At 61.5% G+C, this 17,629-nt stretch carries 22 protein-coding genes, 1 pseudogene and 1 riboswitch; of the genes and pseudogenes, 4 read left to right on the forward strand and 19 right to left on the reverse strand.

All coding sequences use genetic code 11. From position 1 onward, the window contains the following. Nucleotides 1–71 precede the first annotated feature (71 nt). The 4 genes from SFY93_RS13555 to SFY93_RS13570 form a co-directional block, all read right to left on the reverse strand. Entirely contained in the window at nt 72–677 is a 606-nt protein-coding gene (locus SFY93_RS13555) for an MSMEG_1061 family FMN-dependent PPOX-type flavoprotein (RefSeq protein ID WP_068732246.1), read from the reverse strand. Between the two features lie 142 nt (nt 678–819). Further along, nucleotides 820–1,053, reverse strand: a complete 234-nt coding sequence (locus SFY93_RS13560) for a DoxX family protein (RefSeq protein WP_320447480.1) — start codon at nt 1,051–1,053, stop codon at nt 820–822. Nucleotides 1,054–1,069: 16 nt separating this feature from the next. Continuing rightward, the gene (locus tag SFY93_RS13565) at nt 1,070–1,315 is read right to left on the reverse strand and encodes a DUF2188 domain-containing protein (protein ID WP_068732250.1); all 246 of its coding nucleotides are present in this window, start codon (nt 1,313–1,315) and stop codon (nt 1,070–1,072) included. A 148-nt stretch (nt 1,316–1,463) separates the two neighbouring features. Next, nucleotides 1,464–1,817, reverse strand: a complete 354-nt coding sequence (locus SFY93_RS13570) for a hypothetical protein (RefSeq protein ID WP_231077605.1) — start codon at nt 1,815–1,817, stop codon at nt 1,464–1,466. A 252-nt stretch (nt 1,818–2,069) separates the two neighbouring features. Here SFY93_RS13570 and SFY93_RS13575 point away from each other — a divergent pair, with 252 nt between their 5' ends. Then, nucleotides 2,070–3,134 carry an alpha/beta fold hydrolase gene (locus SFY93_RS13575; protein WP_320447764.1) on the forward strand — a complete coding sequence of 355 codons (1,065 nt, stop codon included), beginning with the start codon at nt 2,070–2,072 and terminating at the stop codon, nt 3,132–3,134. 79 nt (nt 3,135–3,213) lie between these two features. Here SFY93_RS13575 and SFY93_RS13580 read toward each other — a convergent pair whose 3' ends face one another. Then, a complete protein-coding gene (locus tag SFY93_RS13580; RefSeq protein WP_231077604.1) occupies nt 3,214–3,810 on the reverse strand; it encodes a collagen-like domain-containing protein in 597 nt (198 codons plus the stop codon). Nucleotides 3,811–4,009: 199 nt separating this feature from the next. On the opposite strand from SFY93_RS13580, the gene SFY93_RS13585 reads away from it, so the two are divergent. Further along, nucleotides 4,010–4,513, forward strand: coding sequence for a DUF2380 domain-containing protein (locus SFY93_RS13585; protein WP_320447481.1), 504 nt, complete (start codon nt 4,010–4,012; stop codon nt 4,511–4,513). Between the two features lie 69 nt (nt 4,514–4,582). On the opposite strand, the gene SFY93_RS13590 is transcribed toward SFY93_RS13585, so the two are convergent. Beyond that, the gene (locus tag SFY93_RS13590) at nt 4,583–4,969 is read right to left on the reverse strand and encodes a RidA family protein (protein ID WP_184514626.1); all 387 of its coding nucleotides are present in this window, start codon (nt 4,967–4,969) and stop codon (nt 4,583–4,585) included. A gap of 138 nt (nt 4,970–5,107) precedes the next feature. Here SFY93_RS13590 and SFY93_RS13595 point away from each other — a divergent pair, with 138 nt between their 5' ends. Next, a complete protein-coding gene (locus SFY93_RS13595) occupies nt 5,108–5,458 on the forward strand; it encodes a hypothetical protein (protein WP_320447482.1) in 351 nt (116 codons plus the stop codon). A gap of 9 nt (nt 5,459–5,467) precedes the next feature. Here SFY93_RS13595 and SFY93_RS13600 read toward each other — a convergent pair whose 3' ends face one another. The 12 genes and pseudogenes from SFY93_RS13600 to SFY93_RS13655 all read right to left on the reverse strand — a co-directional run bounded on the left by SFY93_RS13600 (nt 5,468) and on the right by SFY93_RS13655 (nt 14,587). Then, entirely contained in the window at nt 5,468–5,689 is a 222-nt protein-coding gene (locus SFY93_RS13600) for a helix-turn-helix domain-containing protein (protein WP_089267375.1), read from the reverse strand. Nucleotides 5,690–6,101: 412 nt separating this feature from the next. Continuing rightward, nucleotides 6,102–6,545, reverse strand: coding sequence for a DUF6691 family protein (locus SFY93_RS13605; protein WP_320447483.1), 444 nt, complete (start codon nt 6,543–6,545; stop codon nt 6,102–6,104). Between the two features lie 4 nt (nt 6,546–6,549). Then, nucleotides 6,550–6,975, reverse strand: a complete 426-nt coding sequence (locus tag SFY93_RS13610) for a YeeE/YedE family protein (RefSeq protein WP_320447484.1) — start codon at nt 6,973–6,975, stop codon at nt 6,550–6,552. Between the two features lie 46 nt (nt 6,976–7,021). After that, the gene (locus SFY93_RS13615; RefSeq protein WP_320447485.1) at nt 7,022–7,273 is read right to left on the reverse strand and encodes a DUF3829 domain-containing protein; all 252 of its coding nucleotides are present in this window, start codon (nt 7,271–7,273) and stop codon (nt 7,022–7,024) included. Between the two features lie 145 nt (nt 7,274–7,418). Further along, nucleotides 7,419–8,312 (reverse strand): HEPN domain-containing protein, encoded by an 894-nt coding sequence (locus SFY93_RS13620; RefSeq protein ID WP_320447486.1) that lies wholly within the window; start codon nt 8,310–8,312, stop codon nt 7,419–7,421. Between the two features lie 104 nt (nt 8,313–8,416). Beyond that, nucleotides 8,417–8,784, reverse strand: a pseudogene (locus SFY93_RS13625) (phosphomethylpyrimidine synthase ThiC); the annotation flags it as partial. A 521-nt stretch (nt 8,785–9,305) separates the two neighbouring features. After that, nucleotides 9,306–11,234: a phosphomethylpyrimidine synthase ThiC gene (gene thiC, locus SFY93_RS13630; protein ID WP_320447487.1), complete on the reverse strand. Its 1,929-nt coding sequence runs from the start codon at nt 11,232–11,234 to the stop codon at nt 9,306–9,308. Between the two features lie 31 nt (nt 11,235–11,265). Beyond that, nucleotides 11,266–11,874, reverse strand: coding sequence for a thiamine phosphate synthase (locus SFY93_RS13635; protein ID WP_320447488.1), 609 nt, complete (start codon nt 11,872–11,874; stop codon nt 11,266–11,268). Continuing rightward, entirely contained in the window at nt 11,861–12,643 is a 783-nt protein-coding gene (locus tag SFY93_RS13640) for a thiazole synthase (RefSeq protein WP_320447489.1), read from the reverse strand. The genes SFY93_RS13635 and SFY93_RS13640 overlap by 14 nt, the downstream gene beginning before the upstream one ends. A 6-nt stretch (nt 12,644–12,649) precedes the next feature. Further along, on the reverse strand, nt 12,650–12,847 hold the full coding sequence (gene thiS / locus SFY93_RS13645) for a sulfur carrier protein ThiS (protein ID WP_068732274.1): 198 nt from the start codon (nt 12,845–12,847) through the stop codon (nt 12,650–12,652). Further along, on the reverse strand, nt 12,838–13,875 hold the full coding sequence (locus SFY93_RS13650; protein ID WP_320447490.1) for an FAD-dependent oxidoreductase: 1,038 nt from the start codon (nt 13,873–13,875) through the stop codon (nt 12,838–12,840). Before SFY93_RS13650 ends, thiS begins: the two co-directional genes overlap by 10 nt. Further along, nucleotides 13,863–14,007: riboswitch (TPP riboswitch) on the reverse strand. (Overlaps the previous gene by 13 nt.) Before the next feature lie 73 nt (nt 14,008–14,080). Continuing rightward, nucleotides 14,081–14,587 (reverse strand): transglycosylase SLT domain-containing protein, encoded by a 507-nt coding sequence (locus SFY93_RS13655; RefSeq protein ID WP_320447491.1) that lies wholly within the window; start codon nt 14,585–14,587, stop codon nt 14,081–14,083. A gap of 219 nt (nt 14,588–14,806) precedes the next feature. Here SFY93_RS13655 and SFY93_RS13660 point away from each other — a divergent pair, with 219 nt between their 5' ends. Continuing rightward, entirely contained in the window at nt 14,807–16,294 is a 1,488-nt protein-coding gene (locus SFY93_RS13660; protein WP_320447492.1) for a hypothetical protein, read from the forward strand. A 3-nt stretch (nt 16,295–16,297) separates the two neighbouring features. On the opposite strand, the gene SFY93_RS13665 is transcribed toward SFY93_RS13660, so the two are convergent. Next, complete coding sequence (locus SFY93_RS13665) at nt 16,298–17,620, reverse strand: ATP-binding protein (RefSeq protein ID WP_320447493.1); 1,323 nt, start codon at nt 17,618–17,620, stop codon at nt 16,298–16,300. Between the last annotated feature and the right edge of the window lie 9 nt (nt 17,621–17,629).

Consider the following 17,629-nt stretch of genomic DNA (forward strand, 5'->3'; position numbering starts at 1 on the left):
TTCAAATAGAGGTTGTGCGTGGATGACCGCGGCTGCCGGAACTCCTTTTGGATCCGGACGAGGTCGACGAGCTACAACTGCTGGCGATAGGCGACGTCGATCTGTTCCTGAGTCATCGGTTCACCGAGTTTCGTCTGATCGTGAACCATTTCGGAGATGCTCGGCATCACCGAGCGCTTCACCTGCACCTCCGGCGACCACAGCTTCGAACGCATCAGCGCCTTGCCGCAATGAAAATAGGCTTCGGTCACGGTGATGCTCAACACTGCGCGCGGGAGCTTGCCGAACTCTTCCATCGACGCCATCAGTTCCGGGTCTTTAATCAGCCTGGCGACGCCGCTGACACGCAAGGTGTCGTCGATGCCCGGAACGAAGAAGATCAGCTGCACATGGCCGCTGCCCGCCATCAGATTCTGGAACGTATCGATGCGGTTGTTGCCGGGACGGTCCGGCATCTGCAATTCGGTCGGCGAGGCGATCCGCACGAAGCCGACGCCGCCACCGCGCGGCGATGCATCGACGGTGCCGTCGGGACCCGACGAAGCAAGCACGCAGAACGGGGATAGCGAGATGAATTTGCTGGAATGCATGTCGAGCGTCGGTCGCGCCTTGGCGATCACGCGCGGGTGCGGCGTTGGATAAATGGTGCGGAGTTCGTCTGCTGCGACGTCGGTCACGTCTGCTCTCCCGATGCAATTTGATGGTGCAAAACTAGCATGGTGGCGCCTTGCGGAAAAGTCGCGCAGACAGCACCGCAACCGACGTCGGAGTCACCATGTGACTCCCTAACGAATCCTGCTTGCTGATTTGGCCCGTTCGCTATGAGTCTGGGGCGTCTTTGTGTGGCTCGGGCCAATTGATGACGCCGGCCCACCAACGCAACCGTGTGCGTGTCACAAGTGCAAGCCATGCGGCGATTTCAATGACGCCGCTGGCGATGATGAGTTCGCGCGCGAAAGGCACCCAGGCGGGCGTGACGAGCAACAACTTCTCCGGCATGGCGAGATACGGCAATGCCGGCGCCATTGGACGCGTTGACGTCAGTTGGATCATTCACCTGTCTTCGCGATCAGGCCTTGTCGATGATGTGGGTGTTGGGACGATCACTGCCCGAGGCAGTTTCCTCGTGCCACTGTCCTTTTTCGTCCTCATAGGCGATCACCTCGGTGCGTCCCGGCACTCTCTGCTCGGCCGCGGCGCGCTTGGCGGCTGCGGTGGCGAGTGCGTGCGTCGCATACGGCTCGGAGAAGACGGCGCCAACCTTATAGGCCCAACCGCCATCATGCTCGACGATCACATAGGTCACTTCCGTCATATCGGTCTCTCTTTATCCTGTAGCGCCCGCGGCGAGGTGACGGCGGGGCCAGAGTGACCTAACGCGCCGCGCGCAGAATTAGCCTCAAATTGGGCCCGATTGCCTGTGGATTGCAAGGCCGCACCCTGGCACCGTTTCGTGATCGTCATCACGCGGCGTCAGCCGGAACGAAACAGCTGATGATGATCTCGCCGCGATGGCGCACATACCAGACGACGGCTTCGCCAACGGGGTTGCCGCGATCGCGGATCACGGCGCGCGTCGGCACCTCCGTCCATATGCCTTCGATCGGTACCCAATAGGCGCCGTTGCGGACGTCATATTCGGTGCGATGGCCGTCGGAGATATCGCAACACGGCACGCCATTAGGGCTGATGACGCTTTTGAACCAGTTCCGGATATCGTCGGGCACATCGCTGAACTGGCCGCGATCGATGGCGTGAGCGGTCGTCGCCATCACGGTAAGCACTGCCAGCAGCACCACTTGAATCAATCCCCGCATGCGAACCTCACGGTGTTGCATCACGCGCGGACGCCGGGTGCCGCACGGGACGACTCGGATTCTTGCGATGATTAAGCCCGAGCTATGGCGGCGACGCCTGCCCAAAAATTATACCCGGAGCGACGAGCTGGGGATCGCTGCGCTGCAGTATCGATCTGTTGGTCTCCTGGCTCACGCTGCCGTGCTAGCATCTGTGTCAAGCGGCCCGATCAAATGGCTGCGCCGGGGAGGATGACGATGCCCAGCCGTTCTATGCGCGCGTTGTGCGCTGCTGCTGTCGTGACATGTGCTTCGCTTGCTGCCGTGACCGCGTTCGCCGCTGATTATCCGGCGCCAAAGCAGGGCGACTGGATCGCGAAGGATTTCAAGTTTCATACTGGCCATGTGATGCCGGAGTTGAAGCTGCATTACACGACGGTGGGTGAGCCGAGCGGCCAGCCGGTGCTGGTGCTGCATGGCACCGGCGGTTCGGCGCAGAGCATATTGACGCCTGCTTTTGCGGGCGAGTTATTCGGCGCGGGCCAGCCGCTCGATGCCACAAAATATTACATCATCATTCCCGATGCGGTCGGCCACGGCAAATCGTCGAAACCCTCTGATGGCATGAAGACCGCATTTCCGAAGTACAATTACGACGATATGGTCGATGCCCAGCACCGGCTGCTGATCGAAGGGCTCGGCATCAAGCATGTGCGCATGGTGATCGGCAATTCCATGGGCGGCATGCATGCGTGGATCTGGGGCACGAAATATCCCGATGTGATGGACGCTCTGGTGCCGATGGCATCACAGCCTACGGAAATGAGCGCACGCAACTGGATGATGCGGCGCATGATGATCGAGACCGTGCGCGCCGATCCAGACTACAAGGCCGGCAACTACACATCGCAGCCCGGCATGATCAAATTTGCCAGCGTGATGTATGGCATCGCGACAGCCGGCGGCACGCTGGCCTATCAGATGCTGGCGCCGACCGGCGAGGCCGCCGACAAGAATGTCGATGACCGGCTCAAGGCGCCATTTGTCGCCGATGCAAATGATTTCATCTATCAGTGGGAATCGTCGCGCGACTACAATCCATCAGCAGGTCTGGACAAGATCACATCCGTCGTGCTCGCGATCAACGCTGCCGATGACGAGCGCAATCCGCCGGAGACCGGGTTGATGGATGCCGCGCTGAAGCGGATCAAAAACGCGAAGATGCTGCTGATCCGGGCAAGCACCGAGACCCGTGGTCATCTCACGACGGGCGGTGCGAGATTCTATAAGCAACAGCTTCAGGAGCTGCTGCAGACCGCACCGCAGCGGACCATGTAAAAAGTAAAGGCGACGGGCCGGCATTGCGGCGCGTCGCCTGATCTGTTGTCGCGCGTCCGTATCGAACGACGCAGCGGTGCTAGTCGTCCTTGTTCTTCTTGCGCTTCTTCTTTTTCTTGCCGTCGTCGGTTTCATCGGACTCATCCGCGATGGCGGCTTCGGCCTCGATCATCGCGGCGACACGTTCAACGGCTTCCTGCTGCTCGCGCAGCAGCGCCTCTTCGCGCTCCTGGGCTTCGCGCAGGCGCATCTGGCGGTGGTCTTCCCAGGCGTCGAACACCATGTGCAGCCACGGCATGATCTGCTCGAGGCTCGGCAGCGTGCCGGGAGGACCCTGCTCGCCGCGCGGCCCGGCTTCACCCTGCACACCGGGTTTGCCCTGAAGGCCCTGTTCACCCCGTGGTCCCTGCGGCCCGGCCTTGCCCTGCGGTCCGATCGGACCAGGCTTGCCGTCGGCGCCAGCCTTACCATTGACGCCAGCCTTACCCTGAGGGCCTGCTTCGCCGCGCTTGCCCTGCGGCCCCGGCTTGCCATTGGCGCCGGCTTTGCCGGCCAGGCCCGGCTTGCCCTGCGCGCCGTCCGGCCCCGGCCGTCCGGGATGGCCCTGCGGTCCGGGAAGTCCCGGTTCGCCGCGGGGGCCGCGTAATCCGGTTTGGCTGATCGTATCTTTTGCCACGCCTCACACTCCGTATTGATTCTGTCCGGCCGCTTTTAACAGGGGATGGATGACGGCTTCAATTCGCCGCTGCTGCCATGCCACCACAGACATTGCCGGTTGCGCTTCACCACATGCGGACTAGCATCGGCTGTCGCTCGACCTGCTGGCACCCGCGCCAGTTTGGCGTGGCGGCGAACAGACGATCAGGGAGGAGAACATGCGGAGAGGGCAGGTTCTGTGGTTGCTATGCGGCGCTGTGGCGCTGCTGGGGGCACCTGCGCCGGCCGCGGCTGCCGGACAGCTCGCCGTCGCGGTGGCCGATTTCGACTATAGCGACACCTCGGGCGAGGAGGCCGACCAATCCGCGCAGCATCGCGACCGCATGACCATCTTCGCTGCACTGCTGCGCGACGGGCTGGCGCAGCGCGACTACCGCGTGGTGCGCCCGGCCTGTCCGCAGCCCGCCTGCACTGCCATCAGCATGGCGCCCGACGATCTCGTCGCCGCAGCGCGGCGCGACGGGGCGCATTACCTGGTCTATGGCGGCATCCGCAAGATGAGTACGCTGGTGCAATGGGGCGAGGTGCAGTTGTTCGATGTCGAGCGCGAGCAGCTGGTGATGCGTCGCGCCGTCACCTTCCGCGGCGATACGGACACAGCGTTCCGCCGCGCCGCCGATTTCGTCAGCGAGACGGTGAAGGATGCGATGGCCGGCCGATGAGCGTCGTCAGAACGTGCAGTATCACGTTCAATGCGCCGCTGGACGCGCCGCGCAGCTTCGGGTTATCGATCACGCATCCAGTAGCGAAGCCACACATTCGATCTCGATTAGCATCGCCGGATTGGGCAGCGCCTGAACCACGCAGGTGGTGCGCGCCGGATACGGCGGTGGTCCGAAGGCTTCGGCATACAGCGCATTCATCGCAGCCACGTCGGACGCGCGCGTCAGCAGCACGTTGACCTTGACGAGGTGCGAGATGTCGGTGCCGGCATCCTTCAGCACTCGTTTGATCGTGCGCACCACAAATCCGAACTGCGCCTCGAATTGTTCTGGCAATTGGCCGTTGGCGTCGAAGCCGGGAATGCCGGAGACGAACAGGAGATCGCCGACCCGCGCCGCATAGGACAGCGGCGGCGCTTTGATTCCGGGAGGGGGCGGGAAGTGCTGGATGGGCATGATCAGGCCTCGCGCTCATGTGTGACGGGCCAGCGTAGCAGGTCTAGGCAAGGTGCGCCCGTGAATTGCCGAGCCCTGTCGAACCGGAACGGGATCCGCGGCGACTTACGCTCTCATCAGGGCAACGGGCGACGACATATGAAATCATATCTGGCGCTGCTGACCTTGTTGGCCCTCACGAGCGCAGCGCATGCCGGCGAGATACGCCTAGGGGCGTCCATGCAGGTAAAACCGGTTTCGATCTGGTTCGAGGATCGCGCGAATCTGGCGCGATGGCAGGCACTGAAGAAAGCCGGCGATTCAAAAGCTCTGGCGTCGTATCAGGACGGCCTGCTGCAGGCGCGCGAGGCATGGCAATTCACCAGGCCGCTCACTGTCAGAATTCGCAGCTTTGAGCCGAGGGCGCATCTGGTCGATGTCGAGATGCAGACCGAAGGCCGGCTGCAGGGCTCCACATGGGTGCTGGATACCGACGCGCCCCAGCAATAGCGCCGTGCGCTAGCCGTGCGCCGGCACGTCGGCCCCATCCGCTGAATACTGTTTGATCTTGTTACGCATGGTGCGAACGGAGACGCCGAGTACGCGGGCGGCATGGGTGCGATTGCCGTCGCAGCGCGCCAGCGTCTGCAGCATCAGTTCGCGTTCGACCTCATGGACAGTCGCGCCGATCAGCATCGTCACGACCTCGCTGGGATCTGACGAGGGCGCAAACATGTCCATTTCAGCCGGCGAATCGTCACGCGGGCGGCGAAGGGACTCGTAAAGGGATTCCTGGATCATGGGTATCTCCCGATCAACGCCTGCTTCGTTGCGCGAAGCAACAACATCGAGAACGAACAGCCCCCAGCCGTTGCGTTGCGGCAGGTTGGGCGCGATTGGTTAACGAAAGGTTAATCCATGGGTACCATTGGGTGTGTAACCGGGATTATGCAACAAAGAAAGTCGCTTTGTCTGCCCTTGGCGCCTTGGAATCCGGCATGTCGATAAGCGCACAGGGCGCGCGTGCCTTGTGATGTCAGTGAGGATAGGGGAGTGGTGCGAGCGCAGCCAGTGATCGCCGCTTATGGCGCCGTGCCGCGAGTACTGCATTGGTCGCTTTCAAGGTTACGATTGGTTCAGGCCGTTACCCAATCTACGCTTTCTCGATCTGTCGCATGAGCGTGCGACGTGTGCTCCATGCATCGTGACCGAGCATGCCCACCGCCATTGCGACGACGAACACAATCACCGGAAGGCTTAGCCCCGCGAGGTTGACCAGCGCGGGGCCAGGACAGAGCCCCACGAGGCCCCAGCCGATCCCGAACAGCGTGGCCCCGATAACGAGCGGCGTGTCGACGTCCCTGCGTGTCGGCCACAGGTTCTTTGCGGCAAGGACAGGTGTGCCGCGCCGCCGCGCCAGTGCGAAGCCAAGACCGGTGACCGCGACTGCGCCGGCCATCACGAAAGCCAGCGTCGCGTCCCAAGCCCCGAAGATATCGAGGAAGCCGAGTACTTTCCCGGTGTCCGTCATGCCCGAGATCAGGAGGCCGATGCCGAACACGAGGCCGCAAGCAAAGCTGACGAAAACAAGTAGCATTGCATCAGCCTCCGATACCGTGACGCACGACGGCGACCGTGGCGATCGCTGCGGCCATGAAGATCGCTGTGGCGACGATTGAACGGGCTGACAGGCGTGCGATACCGCATACGCCATGGCCGGATGTGCAGCCGCCACCCATGCGGCTGCCGAAACCGACCAGAAGCCCGGCGATAACGATGAGGATCAGGCTCGCCGGCATCGCTGGTGCTGGCAATGGTGTGCCCGAAAGCGAAGCGAGCAGGGGCGCTGCCAGAAGTCCGGCGACGAAGGCGATGCGCCAGCCGCGATGGCCGGCACCGGGCTGGAGTAGCTCCCCGAAAATGCCGCTGATCCCGGCGATGCGTCCGGTCAGCAGCATCAGCGCCGATGCAGCGATCCCGATCAGCGCGCCGCCAACGATTCCAGAGAGAGGCGTAAGGTGATGCATGGTTGTGGCCTCCACCGACCATGTCGTCGTTCAGGGATGGATGTTATCACACTGCTGCGGAGATATTGTAGAGCCTGTAGACGATCCGCTCTTTGCCGGTCGGGCTGGATTTTGGCGTCCAGCTGAAGTAGCGCGTCCGCGAGTCCAGCGCGCGTTTCGAAAGACTGTTGATGCAGCCCACATAGGAGTTGAGTTTTTCGGTGGCGGTGGAGGATTGCGCGGAGGCGGGCGCGGTGTTTGCCGAGGTCAAAACCATTTCCGCACCGGCAGCAACAACGAATGTGCGAAAAGAAATCATCGATTAGGCCTCCAACGCCGAGCAGTGGCAGGCTTCATAATGGCGGCGAAGATAGGGGGGCTGCGCAGCCAGAGTGGACCGCGCATGGCGCTATGCCGCTGTTATTGCGTTGGACGCGGTGGAGGTGCGTATGGGTTCATTGATGTTAGCCTTCCTGGGCTAAGCCATCGTCCCAATGGCTTGTGACGACAAAGCATATACGGCGAGCTGCTTCATTTGCGGACAGAGCCTGGGCCTGAGTGGACGCATCTCCTTCATATCTGACGCCTGCTGGGCAATTCGCGTCGGACACATCTTTTTGGGTGAAGGTGATCGAGCCAAGCCTTGCTGCTTGTTTAGTAAGCTTGTTTAGGTCGTGAGTGAACGGCGGATTTTCTCCGAATTTCCTGATGAAAGCTTTTGTTGCCTTTTCCGCGGCTTGAAGAGAATGCCAACGTGAGAGGCCAAAATTCCCTTCGATAGCTTGAGTTGCGCTCAGCTTTAGATCGCCAGTGAACACCTCCACGAGTTTCTTCTCTCTGCTATGCCAGTAGTTTGCTTGCTCGAAGGCCGTAATGCAGGTACGAAATATCTCCTCCAGACTAGGCTCAGATAGGCACGTTCTGGTGTGGTCTGTTAGGTCAACGATCCAATCTGCGATATTGGAGCGAGCTGCATTTCTAGATGTCTTGTTTAGTTGATCGTTCGTTGGGCGCGGGCTGCGATCGATAAAGATTTGGGCGGCTCCGAAAACCAGAGGCAAGCGAACTAGGTATAAATCTTCTAAGATCGCAATGGGGATATACCCAATCGAGAAGTCGATCTTCAAGCGATCGCCGTAACGAGCATCATACCAATCTTTGATGTGGCCAGACAGGCTTGGCCCACTGTAGACGCCCGCTATAGGTTGACCGACCATCGGTAGGTTCAGTTCCAGCTTTTGGCAGACCCGCGTCCATCCTATGATTTGGCGCGCATGAATCGGAACATTATCGCTTTTCAGGCCGCGATCGATTTCTTCCATCAGTTCTTCAAAGTGGGGTTTGTCCAAAATCTCCATGGCGAGCTCTCATACCTAGCGAAAATGGCCGAGCAATATGCCCGGCCATTACCTATTTCGTGATCGATTTGGTCAAGTCGCTATGATGTAGAGACCGAATTTGTTTACAGCGCCTTGTTGCTGTCCTTCACCGCCTGCGCCTGGACATAGACCTTCTCGCCCATGTCCTTGAACTTCTGGCTCATGCTGGGCATGCCGTCCTCGATCACGCCCGACATGCATGCCCATCGTCGCTGTGCCGCCGAGGTTCAGCGCGGCCTTCTCGTTATCGCCGAGGGTTGCTGCATAGTCGCGGACATCCTGCGTGATCTTCATCGAACACAACTTCAGTCCGCACATCGAGCAGAAATGCGCGACGCTTGTGAGCGTGCTTTGGCATGCACCCACAAGCGATCTTCGGATTGAGGTTTAGGTCGAGCTGAGTCTCTCCGTCGAAATCAAAGCGAGACAAAATCAACCTTTGATTGCATAATATTATCAGACATGGTTTGATTGATCGTTATCGCGAACTGCAGAGCCAATTTCAGGGAGAGCACGTCATGAAGGCGAGTTTTGCCATATTTGTTTTCAGCCTAAGCACTCTGATCATAAACTCTTCGTCAGCACAGGAAGTGGGACAAGTAGCGACAGTTGCTGATGCCAATCGGCTTCGTTTAGTATGTCGGTCAGAAGAAAAAACGTCGACGATTCAGCGAACTCCGGATATCACGGCCACGATCCCCGTCGAAGCAGGACCGGGCTGGCAGGTGACTGGTGGAGGATGCCAAACGCATTTTAACGGGCATTGGCCGCCGATTTCCTATTCTGGACCGGCAGGCAGCGGGTGGCGTTGTCGAGGAGAGGATCCGCCTAACATTCCGCTGACATTCTCAATAACTGCGCGGGTAATTTACTGCCGAATTCAATGATCTTTCTTTGTTCGTTTGGAATGCATTCGTTGCTCGCAAACTGAGGGCGGGTCGCCTTGCGCAAACCGCCCTCGTAATAACGGCCTTACAGCGCCTTATTACTTTCCTTGACCGCCTCGGCCTGCACATAGACCTGCTCGCCCATGTCCTTGAACTTCTGGCTCATGCTGGCCATGCCGTCCTCGATCACGCCAGACATCGACATGCCCATCGTCGCTGTGCCGCCGAGGTTCAGCGCGGCCTTCTCGTTGTCGCCGAGGGTTGCTGCATAGTCGCGGACGTCCTGCGTGATCTTCATCGAGCAGAACTTGGGTCCGCACATGGAGCAGAAATGCGCGACCTTGTGGGCGTCCTTTGGCAGTGTCTCGTCGTGATAGGCGACGGCGGTTTCCGGATCGAGGCCGAGATTGAACTGGTCTTGCCAGCGGAAATCGAAGCGCGCGCGGGACAGCGCGTCGTCGCGCAGCTGCGCGGCGGGGTGACCCTTGGCCAAGTCAGACGCATGCGCCGCGATCTTGTAGGTGATCACGCCGACCTTGACGTCGTCGCGGTTGGGAAGGCCGAGATGCTCCTTCGGCGTCACATAACAAAGCATCGAACAGCCGAACCAGCCGATCATGGCCGCACCGATACCCGAGGTGATGTGGTCGTAGCCCGGCGCGATATCGGTGGTCAGTGGCCCCAGGGTGTAGAACGGCGCTTCGCCGCATTCCTTGAGCTGCTTGTCCATGTTGATCTTGATCTTGTGCAGCGGCACATGGCCGGGGCCTTCGATCATCACCTGGCAGCCCTTTGCCCATGCCACCTTGGTGAGTTCACCGAGCGTCTCCAGTTCGGCGAATTGCGCGCGGTCATTGGCATCCGCGATCGAGCCGGGACGCAATCCGTCGCCGAGCGAGAACGAGACGTCATACTTGCGCATGAGATCGCAGATCTCGTCGAAGTGGGTGTAGAGGAAGCTCTCCTTGTGATGCGCGAGGCACCACTTGGCCATGATCGAGCCGCCGCGCGAGACGATGCCGGTGACGCGGTTGGCGGTGAGATGGATGTAGGCCAGGCGCACGCCGGCATGGATGGTGAAATAGTCGACGCCCTGTTCGCACTGTTCGATCAGCGTGTCCTTGTAGAGCTCCCAGGTCAGCTTGACCGGATCGCCGTCACACTTCTCCAGCGCTTGATAGATTGGCACGGTGCCGATCGGGATCGGCGCATTGCGCAGGATCCATTCACGGGTGGTGTGGATGTTGCGGCCCGTCGAGAGGTCCATCACGGTGTCGGCGCCCCAGCGGATCGCCCACACCATCTTGTCGACTTCTTCTTCCACTGACGACGTCACGGCGGAGTTGCCGATATTGGCGTTGATCTTGGTGAGGAAGTTGCGGCCGATGATCATCGGCTCCAACTCGGCGTGGTTGATGTTGCAGGGGATGATGGCGCGGCCGCGCGCGATTTCCGAGCGCACGAATTCCGGCGTGACAAACAGCGGCACTTCGGCACCGAAGCTCTCGCCATCGGCGCGCGCGGCCTCGGCGCGCTCGAGCTGGACCTTGCGGCCGAGGTTCTCGCGCTCGGCGACGTAGATCATTTCCTTGGTGATGATGCCGGCGCGGGCGAACTCATATTGCGTGATCATGTGATCGCCGACGCCGCGCAGCGGCTTGTGATAGGCCTTGAACGACTTCGCAGCATGGGCTGCGCCGACATTGCCGTTATCTTCCGGCTTGATCTCGCGGCCCTGATATTCCTCGACGCCGCCGCGCTCCTTGACCCAATCGAGACGCGCGCGAGACAGGCCGTTATTGACATCGATCAGCACGTCCGGATCGGTATAGGGGCCCGAGGTGTCATAGACCGGCAGGTTCGGCTCGCCGGCGCCTTCGGAGAGGATGATTTCGCGCAGCGGCACGCGCAGGTCCGGCGCGCTCTCCGGGATCGCGTAGATCTTGCGCGACGAGGGCAGGTTGCCGGTGGTGACGGCGGGCAGGGTGGTGTCGGGATTGGAGCGGATGTTCATGGACTAATCCTCCGTTGTCGTTCTTGAAATCTCAGGCAGCTTTGGCGGATGCGCCAAGCCATTGATGGACGCGGGCGTCCGGGTCTGCGTGTTGGGTGACGTCGCTGACGACGGCGATGGAATCCGCGCCAGCGGCAAAGATCTCTTCGGCCTGTTCGAACTTGATGCCGCCAATCGCGACCAGCGGCAGGGTGCCGATGCGCTTCTTCCAGACCGAGATTTTCGGAATGCCCTGCGGTGCGAAACGCATGGATTTCAACGTCGTGAAGAAGATCGGCCCGAGCGCGACGTAATCCGGATTGGCGCGCAACGCGGTTTCCAGTTCGTTCTCGTCATGGGTCGAGAGGCCGAGCGTGATGCCGGCCTTGCGGATCGCGGCAACGTCCGCCTCGGCAAGGTCTTCCTGGCCGAGATGCAGATGCTGCGCCTTGAGGTCGATGGCGACGCGCCAGTAGTCGTTGACCACCAGCTTCGTTTTCGTGCCGCTCGTGACGGCAAGCGCCTCGCGAAACAGCGTGGTGGCTGCGGCCTCGTCGAGATCCTTGGCGCGAAGCTGCACGGTGCCGACGCCCAGCTGCGTGAGGCGCTCCACCCACGCTACGGTGTCGACGACGGGATAGAAACGGTCAGGATACGGCATGCCAGAACGGTGTCCCGATGACTGGAGTGGAAGGAGAAGCGAAATCGCGCGCGCCCATCAGGCCGGCCTCAAAGCCGGTGCGGCCGGCCTCGACGGCGAGGCGGAAGGCATTGGCCATGGCGACGGGATCGGCGGCCTTGGCGACGGCGGTGTTGAGCAGCACGGCGTCATAGCCGAGTTCGAGCGCTTCGGCGGCATGTGATGGCGCGCCCAGGCCGGCATCGACGACGAGCGTGATATCCGGCAGGCGGTCGCGCATCAGTTTCAGCGCGTCGGCATTAATGATGCCGCGTGCCGAGCCGATCGGCGCGGCCCATGGCATCACCACCTTGCAGCCGGCATCCACCAGACGCATCGCGACACTCAAGTCCTCGGTGCAATAGGGGAACACCTCGAAGCTGTCCTTGATCAGGATATCGGCGGCTTCGACAAGGCCGACCACATCTGGCTGCAGCGTGTCGTTGTCGGCGATCACTTCCAGCTTGATCCAGGACGTGCCGAACAATTCGCGCGCGAGCTTTGCGGTGGTCACCGCTTCGCGGACGCTGCGGCAGCCCGCGGTGTTCGGCAGCACGGTGACGTCGAGCTCTCTAATCAGCGACCAGAACGCATCGCCGGTCTTGCCGCCGGCGGATTCACGCCGCAGCGAGACAGTCACGATGCCAGCGCCGGAGGCACGGATCGCGTCCTGCATGATCGCGGGCGACGGATAGAGCGCGCTGCCGATCAGCAACCGTGATTTGAATTCCTTGCCGTAGAAACTCACCATCAGGAATCAGCCTCCCTGCCGTGGCGTGATGATCTCGATCTCGTCGCCTGCCTTGAGTGGCGTCTGTGCCCAGGCGCTGCGTGGCACGACGTCGAAATTCAGCGCAATGGCGCAATGGGTGCCTTCGTAGTCCAGTTCCTGCAGCAGCGCACCGACATGCGACGCCTCGATCTCGCGGTGCTCGCCATTGACGATCACTTGCATTGCATCACCTCATTATCGATCTCGCCCCGCTTGATATAGTTGAGCGTCAGCTCCGCCAGCGCAGGCGCCAGCAGGAAGCCGTGGCGATAGAGGCCGTTCACTGCAATCGTGTTCTTGTCGATCGCAATGCGCGGCAGGTTGTCGGGAAAAGCCGGACGCAAACCCGAGCCGAATTCGAGAATGCGCGCTTCGGCAAAGGCGGGATGCACCGCATAGGCAGCGCCGAGCAGTTCGAGTGCGGAGCGCACGCTGACGCCGGTATCCTCGCCCTCGATGGACGTCGCGCCGAGCATGAAGCGATTATCGGCGCGCGGGATCACGTAAAGCGGCCATCGCGGATGCATCAGGCGGACGGGGCGCGAGAGCTGCACCTCGTCGGTCTCGACGATGATGATTTCGCCTTTGACGCCGCGCAGCTTCGGCGTGCTCGCATCATCACGTGCCGCAAGCCCGCGGCAATCGATCACGAGACCGTCGAGATCTTTCGGCTGCTGCTCGCTGTTGTATTTGATGATGCCGCCGGCGGCGGTAATCCGGGCGTGCAGTTGCGGGAGCACGCGGCGCGGCTCCACATGGCCTTCGCCGGGATAAAACAGCCCGTCGCGAAACCGGCCTTCGAGCGAGGGCTCGATCTCGGCGACGCCAGCCGCATCGAGCCGCGTATGGCCGGAGGTCATTTTCGCGAAACGCTCGAAATCGGCGCGGTCGCGCGGGTGCGCAACGACCAGCGAGCCATGGAACGGTGTGTCAGGCAATTCCTCGTGCCACAGATCAAGTGCGCGCAAGCCCAGGCGGGAGACGACGGGCTCGGAGACCTCGGCTTCGCACCAAGGCGCCAGCATGCCGCCGGCCCAATGGCTGGTGGCATCGCGCATACCCTGGTCGCTGCGCTCATGCAGCGTCACAGCGTGACCGGCCTTGGCCAGCATCAACGCCTGCCAAGCGCCAGCAATGCCAGCGCCAATGACTGATATCGATTGACCCGCCACGGGAGAGTCCCCGCGCGGAGATTGCGTAGTCTGAAACATCCCTGTCCCTTCGCCGGCATGACCCGGATCAGGTTCAAAGGGTCACCGCGGTCTCGCGCGTCTCTTCCGGAACAGGAAAAGTGCAAGCTTGCGGTATCTCAGCTCCTCGTCGGAGCCCCCCTCGGAACGACTCTAATGTAAACCTATGGATGGGCGTGTCAACGCGCCCCAGGAAGCCCTTGGGATCCCACCCGATCACACACAATTACGGCTTCGGAGCCTGCGCGTTGGCATTGGCCGTGTTCTGCAGGTGCAGGCGCTCGGCATCCTTGGCGAAGAGTGGCTGATGCGGCGGCGCGGAAACCTCGCGGCGCTGGCGCTTGGCGGCATAGTAGTAGCCGCCGGCATAGTAGGACACTGCGCGGTTGTGATTTCCGTTCGCGGCGCGGTAGGCGCCTGCGAGATACTTCACCGCGTAAGTGAGATTGGTGTTGGGATCGCGGAGGCCTTCGGCAGTGCCAGTATAGCCAACGCCGCGTGCGGTCGCGAGCTTGATCTGCATCAGGCCGATGGTGCCGCCGCGGCCGATCAGATTGGGGTGATACTTGCTTTCGCGCACGATCACACGATGCACCAGCGCCTCGGGCACGCCATTGGCCTGGGCATGGGTGGCAACCATGGCGTCGTAGTCGGCACGCTGCTGCGCGGATGCCTGTTGCGGAAGAGCGGCAACAGCCAGAATCGTCGCCAGGGACAGAGAAATACGTTTCATGAATGGTCTCGAAAACTTCGTTCCCCCGCCAGTAGCGGAGGCAGCCTTTCAGACGGCCTAAACCATCCGATTCAATTATCCGAGATGAGGGCTCGAATTGAGTCTTTCTGTAGGCCAGATTCGCGAGTTCCGCCCGGTATTTACCCCAAATTATGCCCTGTCGTGATTTGCTGCGGTATTCCAGCGCTTTTCTTGCGACTTTCCAGGGGCATGCCGCGCATGACGATGTCCGCCACCCATCCCGCCGAAGCCCACAAGACGATGCACGGGCTGCTCCCGCTCTGGGCGGGGATTGCGGTCTATACGCTGTGGCTCGCGGCGGGCAACGCCCTCCTGAGAGATCCGGATGCGTATTGGCAGATCGCAGTCGGGCAGTGGATTCTCGATCACCATGCGGTGCCGACGACCGATATCTACTCGTTCACGATGTACGGCCAGCCATGGATCTCGACCCAGTGGCTGTCTCAGGTCCTCTACGCGGTCGCCTATGCCGGCGCTGGCTGGACCGGCGTGGTGGTGCTTGCGGTCGCTGCGCTGGCTGTGACAATGGCGCTGTTGGCGCGCTTTCTCGATAAGCGCCTGCCGGCCACGGTGACGATCATTTTCGTCGCGACGGCGCTGGCGCTGATGGCAGGGCATGTAGTGGCGCGGCCGCATCTGCTTGCCATGCCGGTGATGGTGGCCTGGGTTGCGGGTCTCGTGAATGCGATGGATCGCAGGAGCGCTCCTTCCTTCTGGCTGCTGCCGCTGATGGCGCTATGGGCCAACCTGCATGGCGGCTTCATACTCGGGCTGGCGCTGATCGGTCCGATCGGCATCGATGCGATCTGGCATGCGCCGAAGCCTGTGCAGCGCGCATTGCTGCTGCGCTGGGCGCTGTTCGGCATCGCCGCGCTGGCAGCAAGTTGCGTCACCCCCTATGGCTGGGACTCGCTGCTGGCGTCGCGTCGCATTCTCAATCTCGGTGAAGCGCTGGCGCTGATCGGCGAGTGGCGGCCTGCAAATTTCAATCATGCCGGGCCGCTGGAACTGACTGTGCTGGTGGCGTTCGCACTGGCGCTATGGCGCGGCATCACGCTGCCGCCGATGCGCATCGTGCTCGTGATTGGCTTCGTGTTCATGGCGCTCAGTCATGTGCGCAACGCCGAAGTGCTGGCGCTGCTGGCGCCGATGGTCCTGGCGATGCCGCTTGGCCAACAAATCGGTGGACCTCAGATGCCGGCGGCCAATCATGTATCGCCGTCGCGGCATCTGCTGTTCGCGGGGATCGCGATCTGCCTGGTTGCCGGAACGTTCGTGTTGGCGTCCGTGCAGCGCTACATGCCGCTCGAGGCGGCTGCGCCCGCAAAGGCGGTGACTGAGCTCCAGAAGCTCAAGCTCGGTCGCGTGTTCAACGACTACGACTTCGGCGGCTATCTGATCGCGCGTGGTGTGCCGACCTTCATCGATGGCCGTACCGAATTGTTCGGGACGAAGCTGATGGTCGACCACAACAATGCCAGCGGTCTGATGGAGCCTGACAATCTGTTCCGGCTGCTGAAGGACTACGACATCGAGGCGACCTTGCTGCGAACCCAGAGCGCGGCGACCAAGTTGCTCGATCGCGTCGACGGCTGGGAAAAGGTCTATAGTGATGACATCGCCACGATCCATCTGCGCAAGCCGGGTGCCTTCCACAGCGTCGCGCCGGCGGTGAAGGCGAACTGAGCGCTACGCTGCGGCTCTGTCCGTATCACGAGCCGGCAGTGTGATACGGACGATCAGGCCACGCGGCTGGCGATCCAGCAGCATCAGTTCGCCGCCATGGGCCAGCGTTACGGCGCGGGCGATCGACAGGCCGAGGCCGAAGCCGGCAGCTTCATGATCCATGTTGCGGGCGTCGTCGCCGCGTACGAAGGGCTGCAGCATCGCGCTCTTTTGTGCGTCCGAAATGCCAGGACCGTCATCGGCGACGTCGATGATGGCGCCGCCCTCGGACATCGTCAGAGAGATATTCGCTTCAGAGCCGAACTTCACGGCGTTCTCGACCAGGTTGGTCACTGCACGATGCAGATCGTCGGGTCTTGCCATCGCCATGGCGTGGGACGGGCCCTGATAGGTCACCATATGCCCGATGTCGGCAAATTGGTCGGCGATCAGCTGCAGGGTTGTGGCGATATCCGTCAGCGTCATCTCTTCCAGCCGGCGGTCGTTGCGCAGGAACGAGAGCACCGCTTCGAGCATCGAGCGCATTTGATCGAGGTCGCGCAGCATGTGGCGTCGATGGCCGTCGTCCTCGATGAATTCCGAACGTAGACGCAGTCGCGTAATCGGCGTGCGCAGGTCGTGGCTGATCGCGGCCAGCATCTTGGTGCGGTCGTCGATCAACGTGCCGATGCGCTCGCGCATCCGGTTCAGCGCGCGTGCCACCGAGCGAATTTCTTCGGGACCGCGTTCCGGAAGAGGCTCGGCCGAGCCGTTCAGGCTGAACTCTTCGGCTGCTTTGGCAAAGGCCGAAAGCGGCGCGGACAGCATGCGGGCGGCCCACAGGCCCAGCAGCGTCAGGCTGATCACCACGAATAGAAACGTCAGAACCCAGGGACCGCCCAGAAAGAAGCCTGGTCGTCGCTCCGGCAGACTACTGAAGGAGAACATGTCGCCGTCCGGGAGGGTGACCCCGATCCGGTCCGGCGCGCCACCGATCGTCAGCAGTCGCGCGTCGGAACCAAGCAGCCGGCGTAAGCTGTGACGCGGATAGTCGGGGCCATTGTCGGTTGTGACCGTTGCATCCCGAGGGACTGGCCGGATGTCGAATTTGGGAAAGGCGTTTTTCAGATTGACCAGAAGTTCCGGGCGATCGGCTATCGGTGTCGCCTTCAGCAAGCGAACGATCGCGATCAACTCGCCGTGGCCACGATCCCGCTCCTGATCATTCGGGTCCGGCCGCATCAGCGTGAACAGCAGCGAGAGAACGATGTGGATAGCCACGATCGACATCACCACCAGGGCGGTGATCTGGCCGCTGATCCGACGCAGATTGAGGACGCTGAACATCTCGATGAA

It is taken from the genome of Tardiphaga sp. 42S5 (assembly GCF_034044155.1).
Taxonomy (GTDB): domain Bacteria; phylum Pseudomonadota; class Alphaproteobacteria; order Rhizobiales; family Xanthobacteraceae; genus Tardiphaga; species Tardiphaga robiniae.

What these genes read in the sequence shown, in the direction of transcription:
- SFY93_RS13560 (WP_320447480.1), bottom strand. Translation starts at nt 1,053, where the DNA reads ATGATCCAACTGACGTCAACGCGTCCAATGGCGCCGGCATTGCCGTAT.
- SFY93_RS13565 (WP_068732250.1), bottom strand. Translation starts at nt 1,315, where the DNA reads ATGACGGAAGTGACCTATGTGATCGTCGAGCATGATGGCGGTTGGGCC.
- SFY93_RS13570 (WP_231077605.1), bottom strand. Translation starts at nt 1,817, where the DNA reads ATGCGGGGATTGATTCAAGTGGTGCTGCTGGCAGTGCTTACCGTGATG.
- SFY93_RS13575 (WP_320447764.1), top strand. Translation starts at nt 2,070, where the DNA reads ATGCGCGCGTTGTGCGCTGCTGCTGTCGTGACATGTGCTTCGCTTGCT.
- SFY93_RS13585 (WP_320447481.1), top strand. Translation starts at nt 4,010, where the DNA reads ATGCGGAGAGGGCAGGTTCTGTGGTTGCTATGCGGCGCTGTGGCGCTG.
- SFY93_RS13590 (WP_184514626.1), bottom strand. Translation starts at nt 4,969, where the DNA reads ATGCCCATCCAGCACTTCCCGCCCCCTCCCGGAATCAAAGCGCCGCCG.
- SFY93_RS13595 (WP_320447482.1), top strand. Translation starts at nt 5,108, where the DNA reads ATGAAATCATATCTGGCGCTGCTGACCTTGTTGGCCCTCACGAGCGCA.
- SFY93_RS13600 (WP_089267375.1), bottom strand. Translation starts at nt 5,689, where the DNA reads ATGGACATGTTTGCGCCCTCGTCAGATCCCAGCGAGGTCGTGACGATG.
- SFY93_RS13605 (WP_320447483.1), bottom strand. Translation starts at nt 6,545, where the DNA reads ATGCTACTTGTTTTCGTCAGCTTTGCTTGCGGCCTCGTGTTCGGCATC.
- SFY93_RS13610 (WP_320447484.1), bottom strand. Translation starts at nt 6,975, where the DNA reads ATGCATCACCTTACGCCTCTCTCTGGAATCGTTGGCGGCGCGCTGATC.
- SFY93_RS13615 (WP_320447485.1), bottom strand. Translation starts at nt 7,273, where the DNA reads ATGATTTCTTTTCGCACATTCGTTGTTGCTGCCGGTGCGGAAATGGTT.
- SFY93_RS13620 (WP_320447486.1), bottom strand. Translation starts at nt 8,312, where the DNA reads ATGGAGATTTTGGACAAACCCCACTTTGAAGAACTGATGGAAGAAATC.
- thiC (WP_320447487.1), bottom strand. Translation starts at nt 11,234, where the DNA reads ATGAACATCCGCTCCAATCCCGACACCACCCTGCCCGCCGTCACCACC.
- SFY93_RS13635 (WP_320447488.1), bottom strand. Translation starts at nt 11,874, where the DNA reads ATGCCGTATCCTGACCGTTTCTATCCCGTCGTCGACACCGTAGCGTGG.
- SFY93_RS13640 (WP_320447489.1), bottom strand. Translation starts at nt 12,643, where the DNA reads ATGGTGAGTTTCTACGGCAAGGAATTCAAATCACGGTTGCTGATCGGC.
- thiS (WP_068732274.1), bottom strand. Translation starts at nt 12,847, where the DNA reads ATGCAAGTGATCGTCAATGGCGAGCACCGCGAGATCGAGGCGTCGCAT.
- SFY93_RS13650 (WP_320447490.1), bottom strand. Translation starts at nt 13,875, where the DNA reads ATGTTTCAGACTACGCAATCTCCGCGCGGGGACTCTCCCGTGGCGGGT.
- SFY93_RS13655 (WP_320447491.1), bottom strand. Translation starts at nt 14,587, where the DNA reads ATGAAACGTATTTCTCTGTCCCTGGCGACGATTCTGGCTGTTGCCGCT.
- SFY93_RS13660 (WP_320447492.1), top strand. Translation starts at nt 14,807, where the DNA reads ATGACGATGTCCGCCACCCATCCCGCCGAAGCCCACAAGACGATGCAC.
- SFY93_RS13665 (WP_320447493.1), bottom strand. Translation starts at nt 17,620, where the DNA reads ATGTTCAGCGTCCTCAATCTGCGTCGGATCAGCGGCCAGATCACCGCC.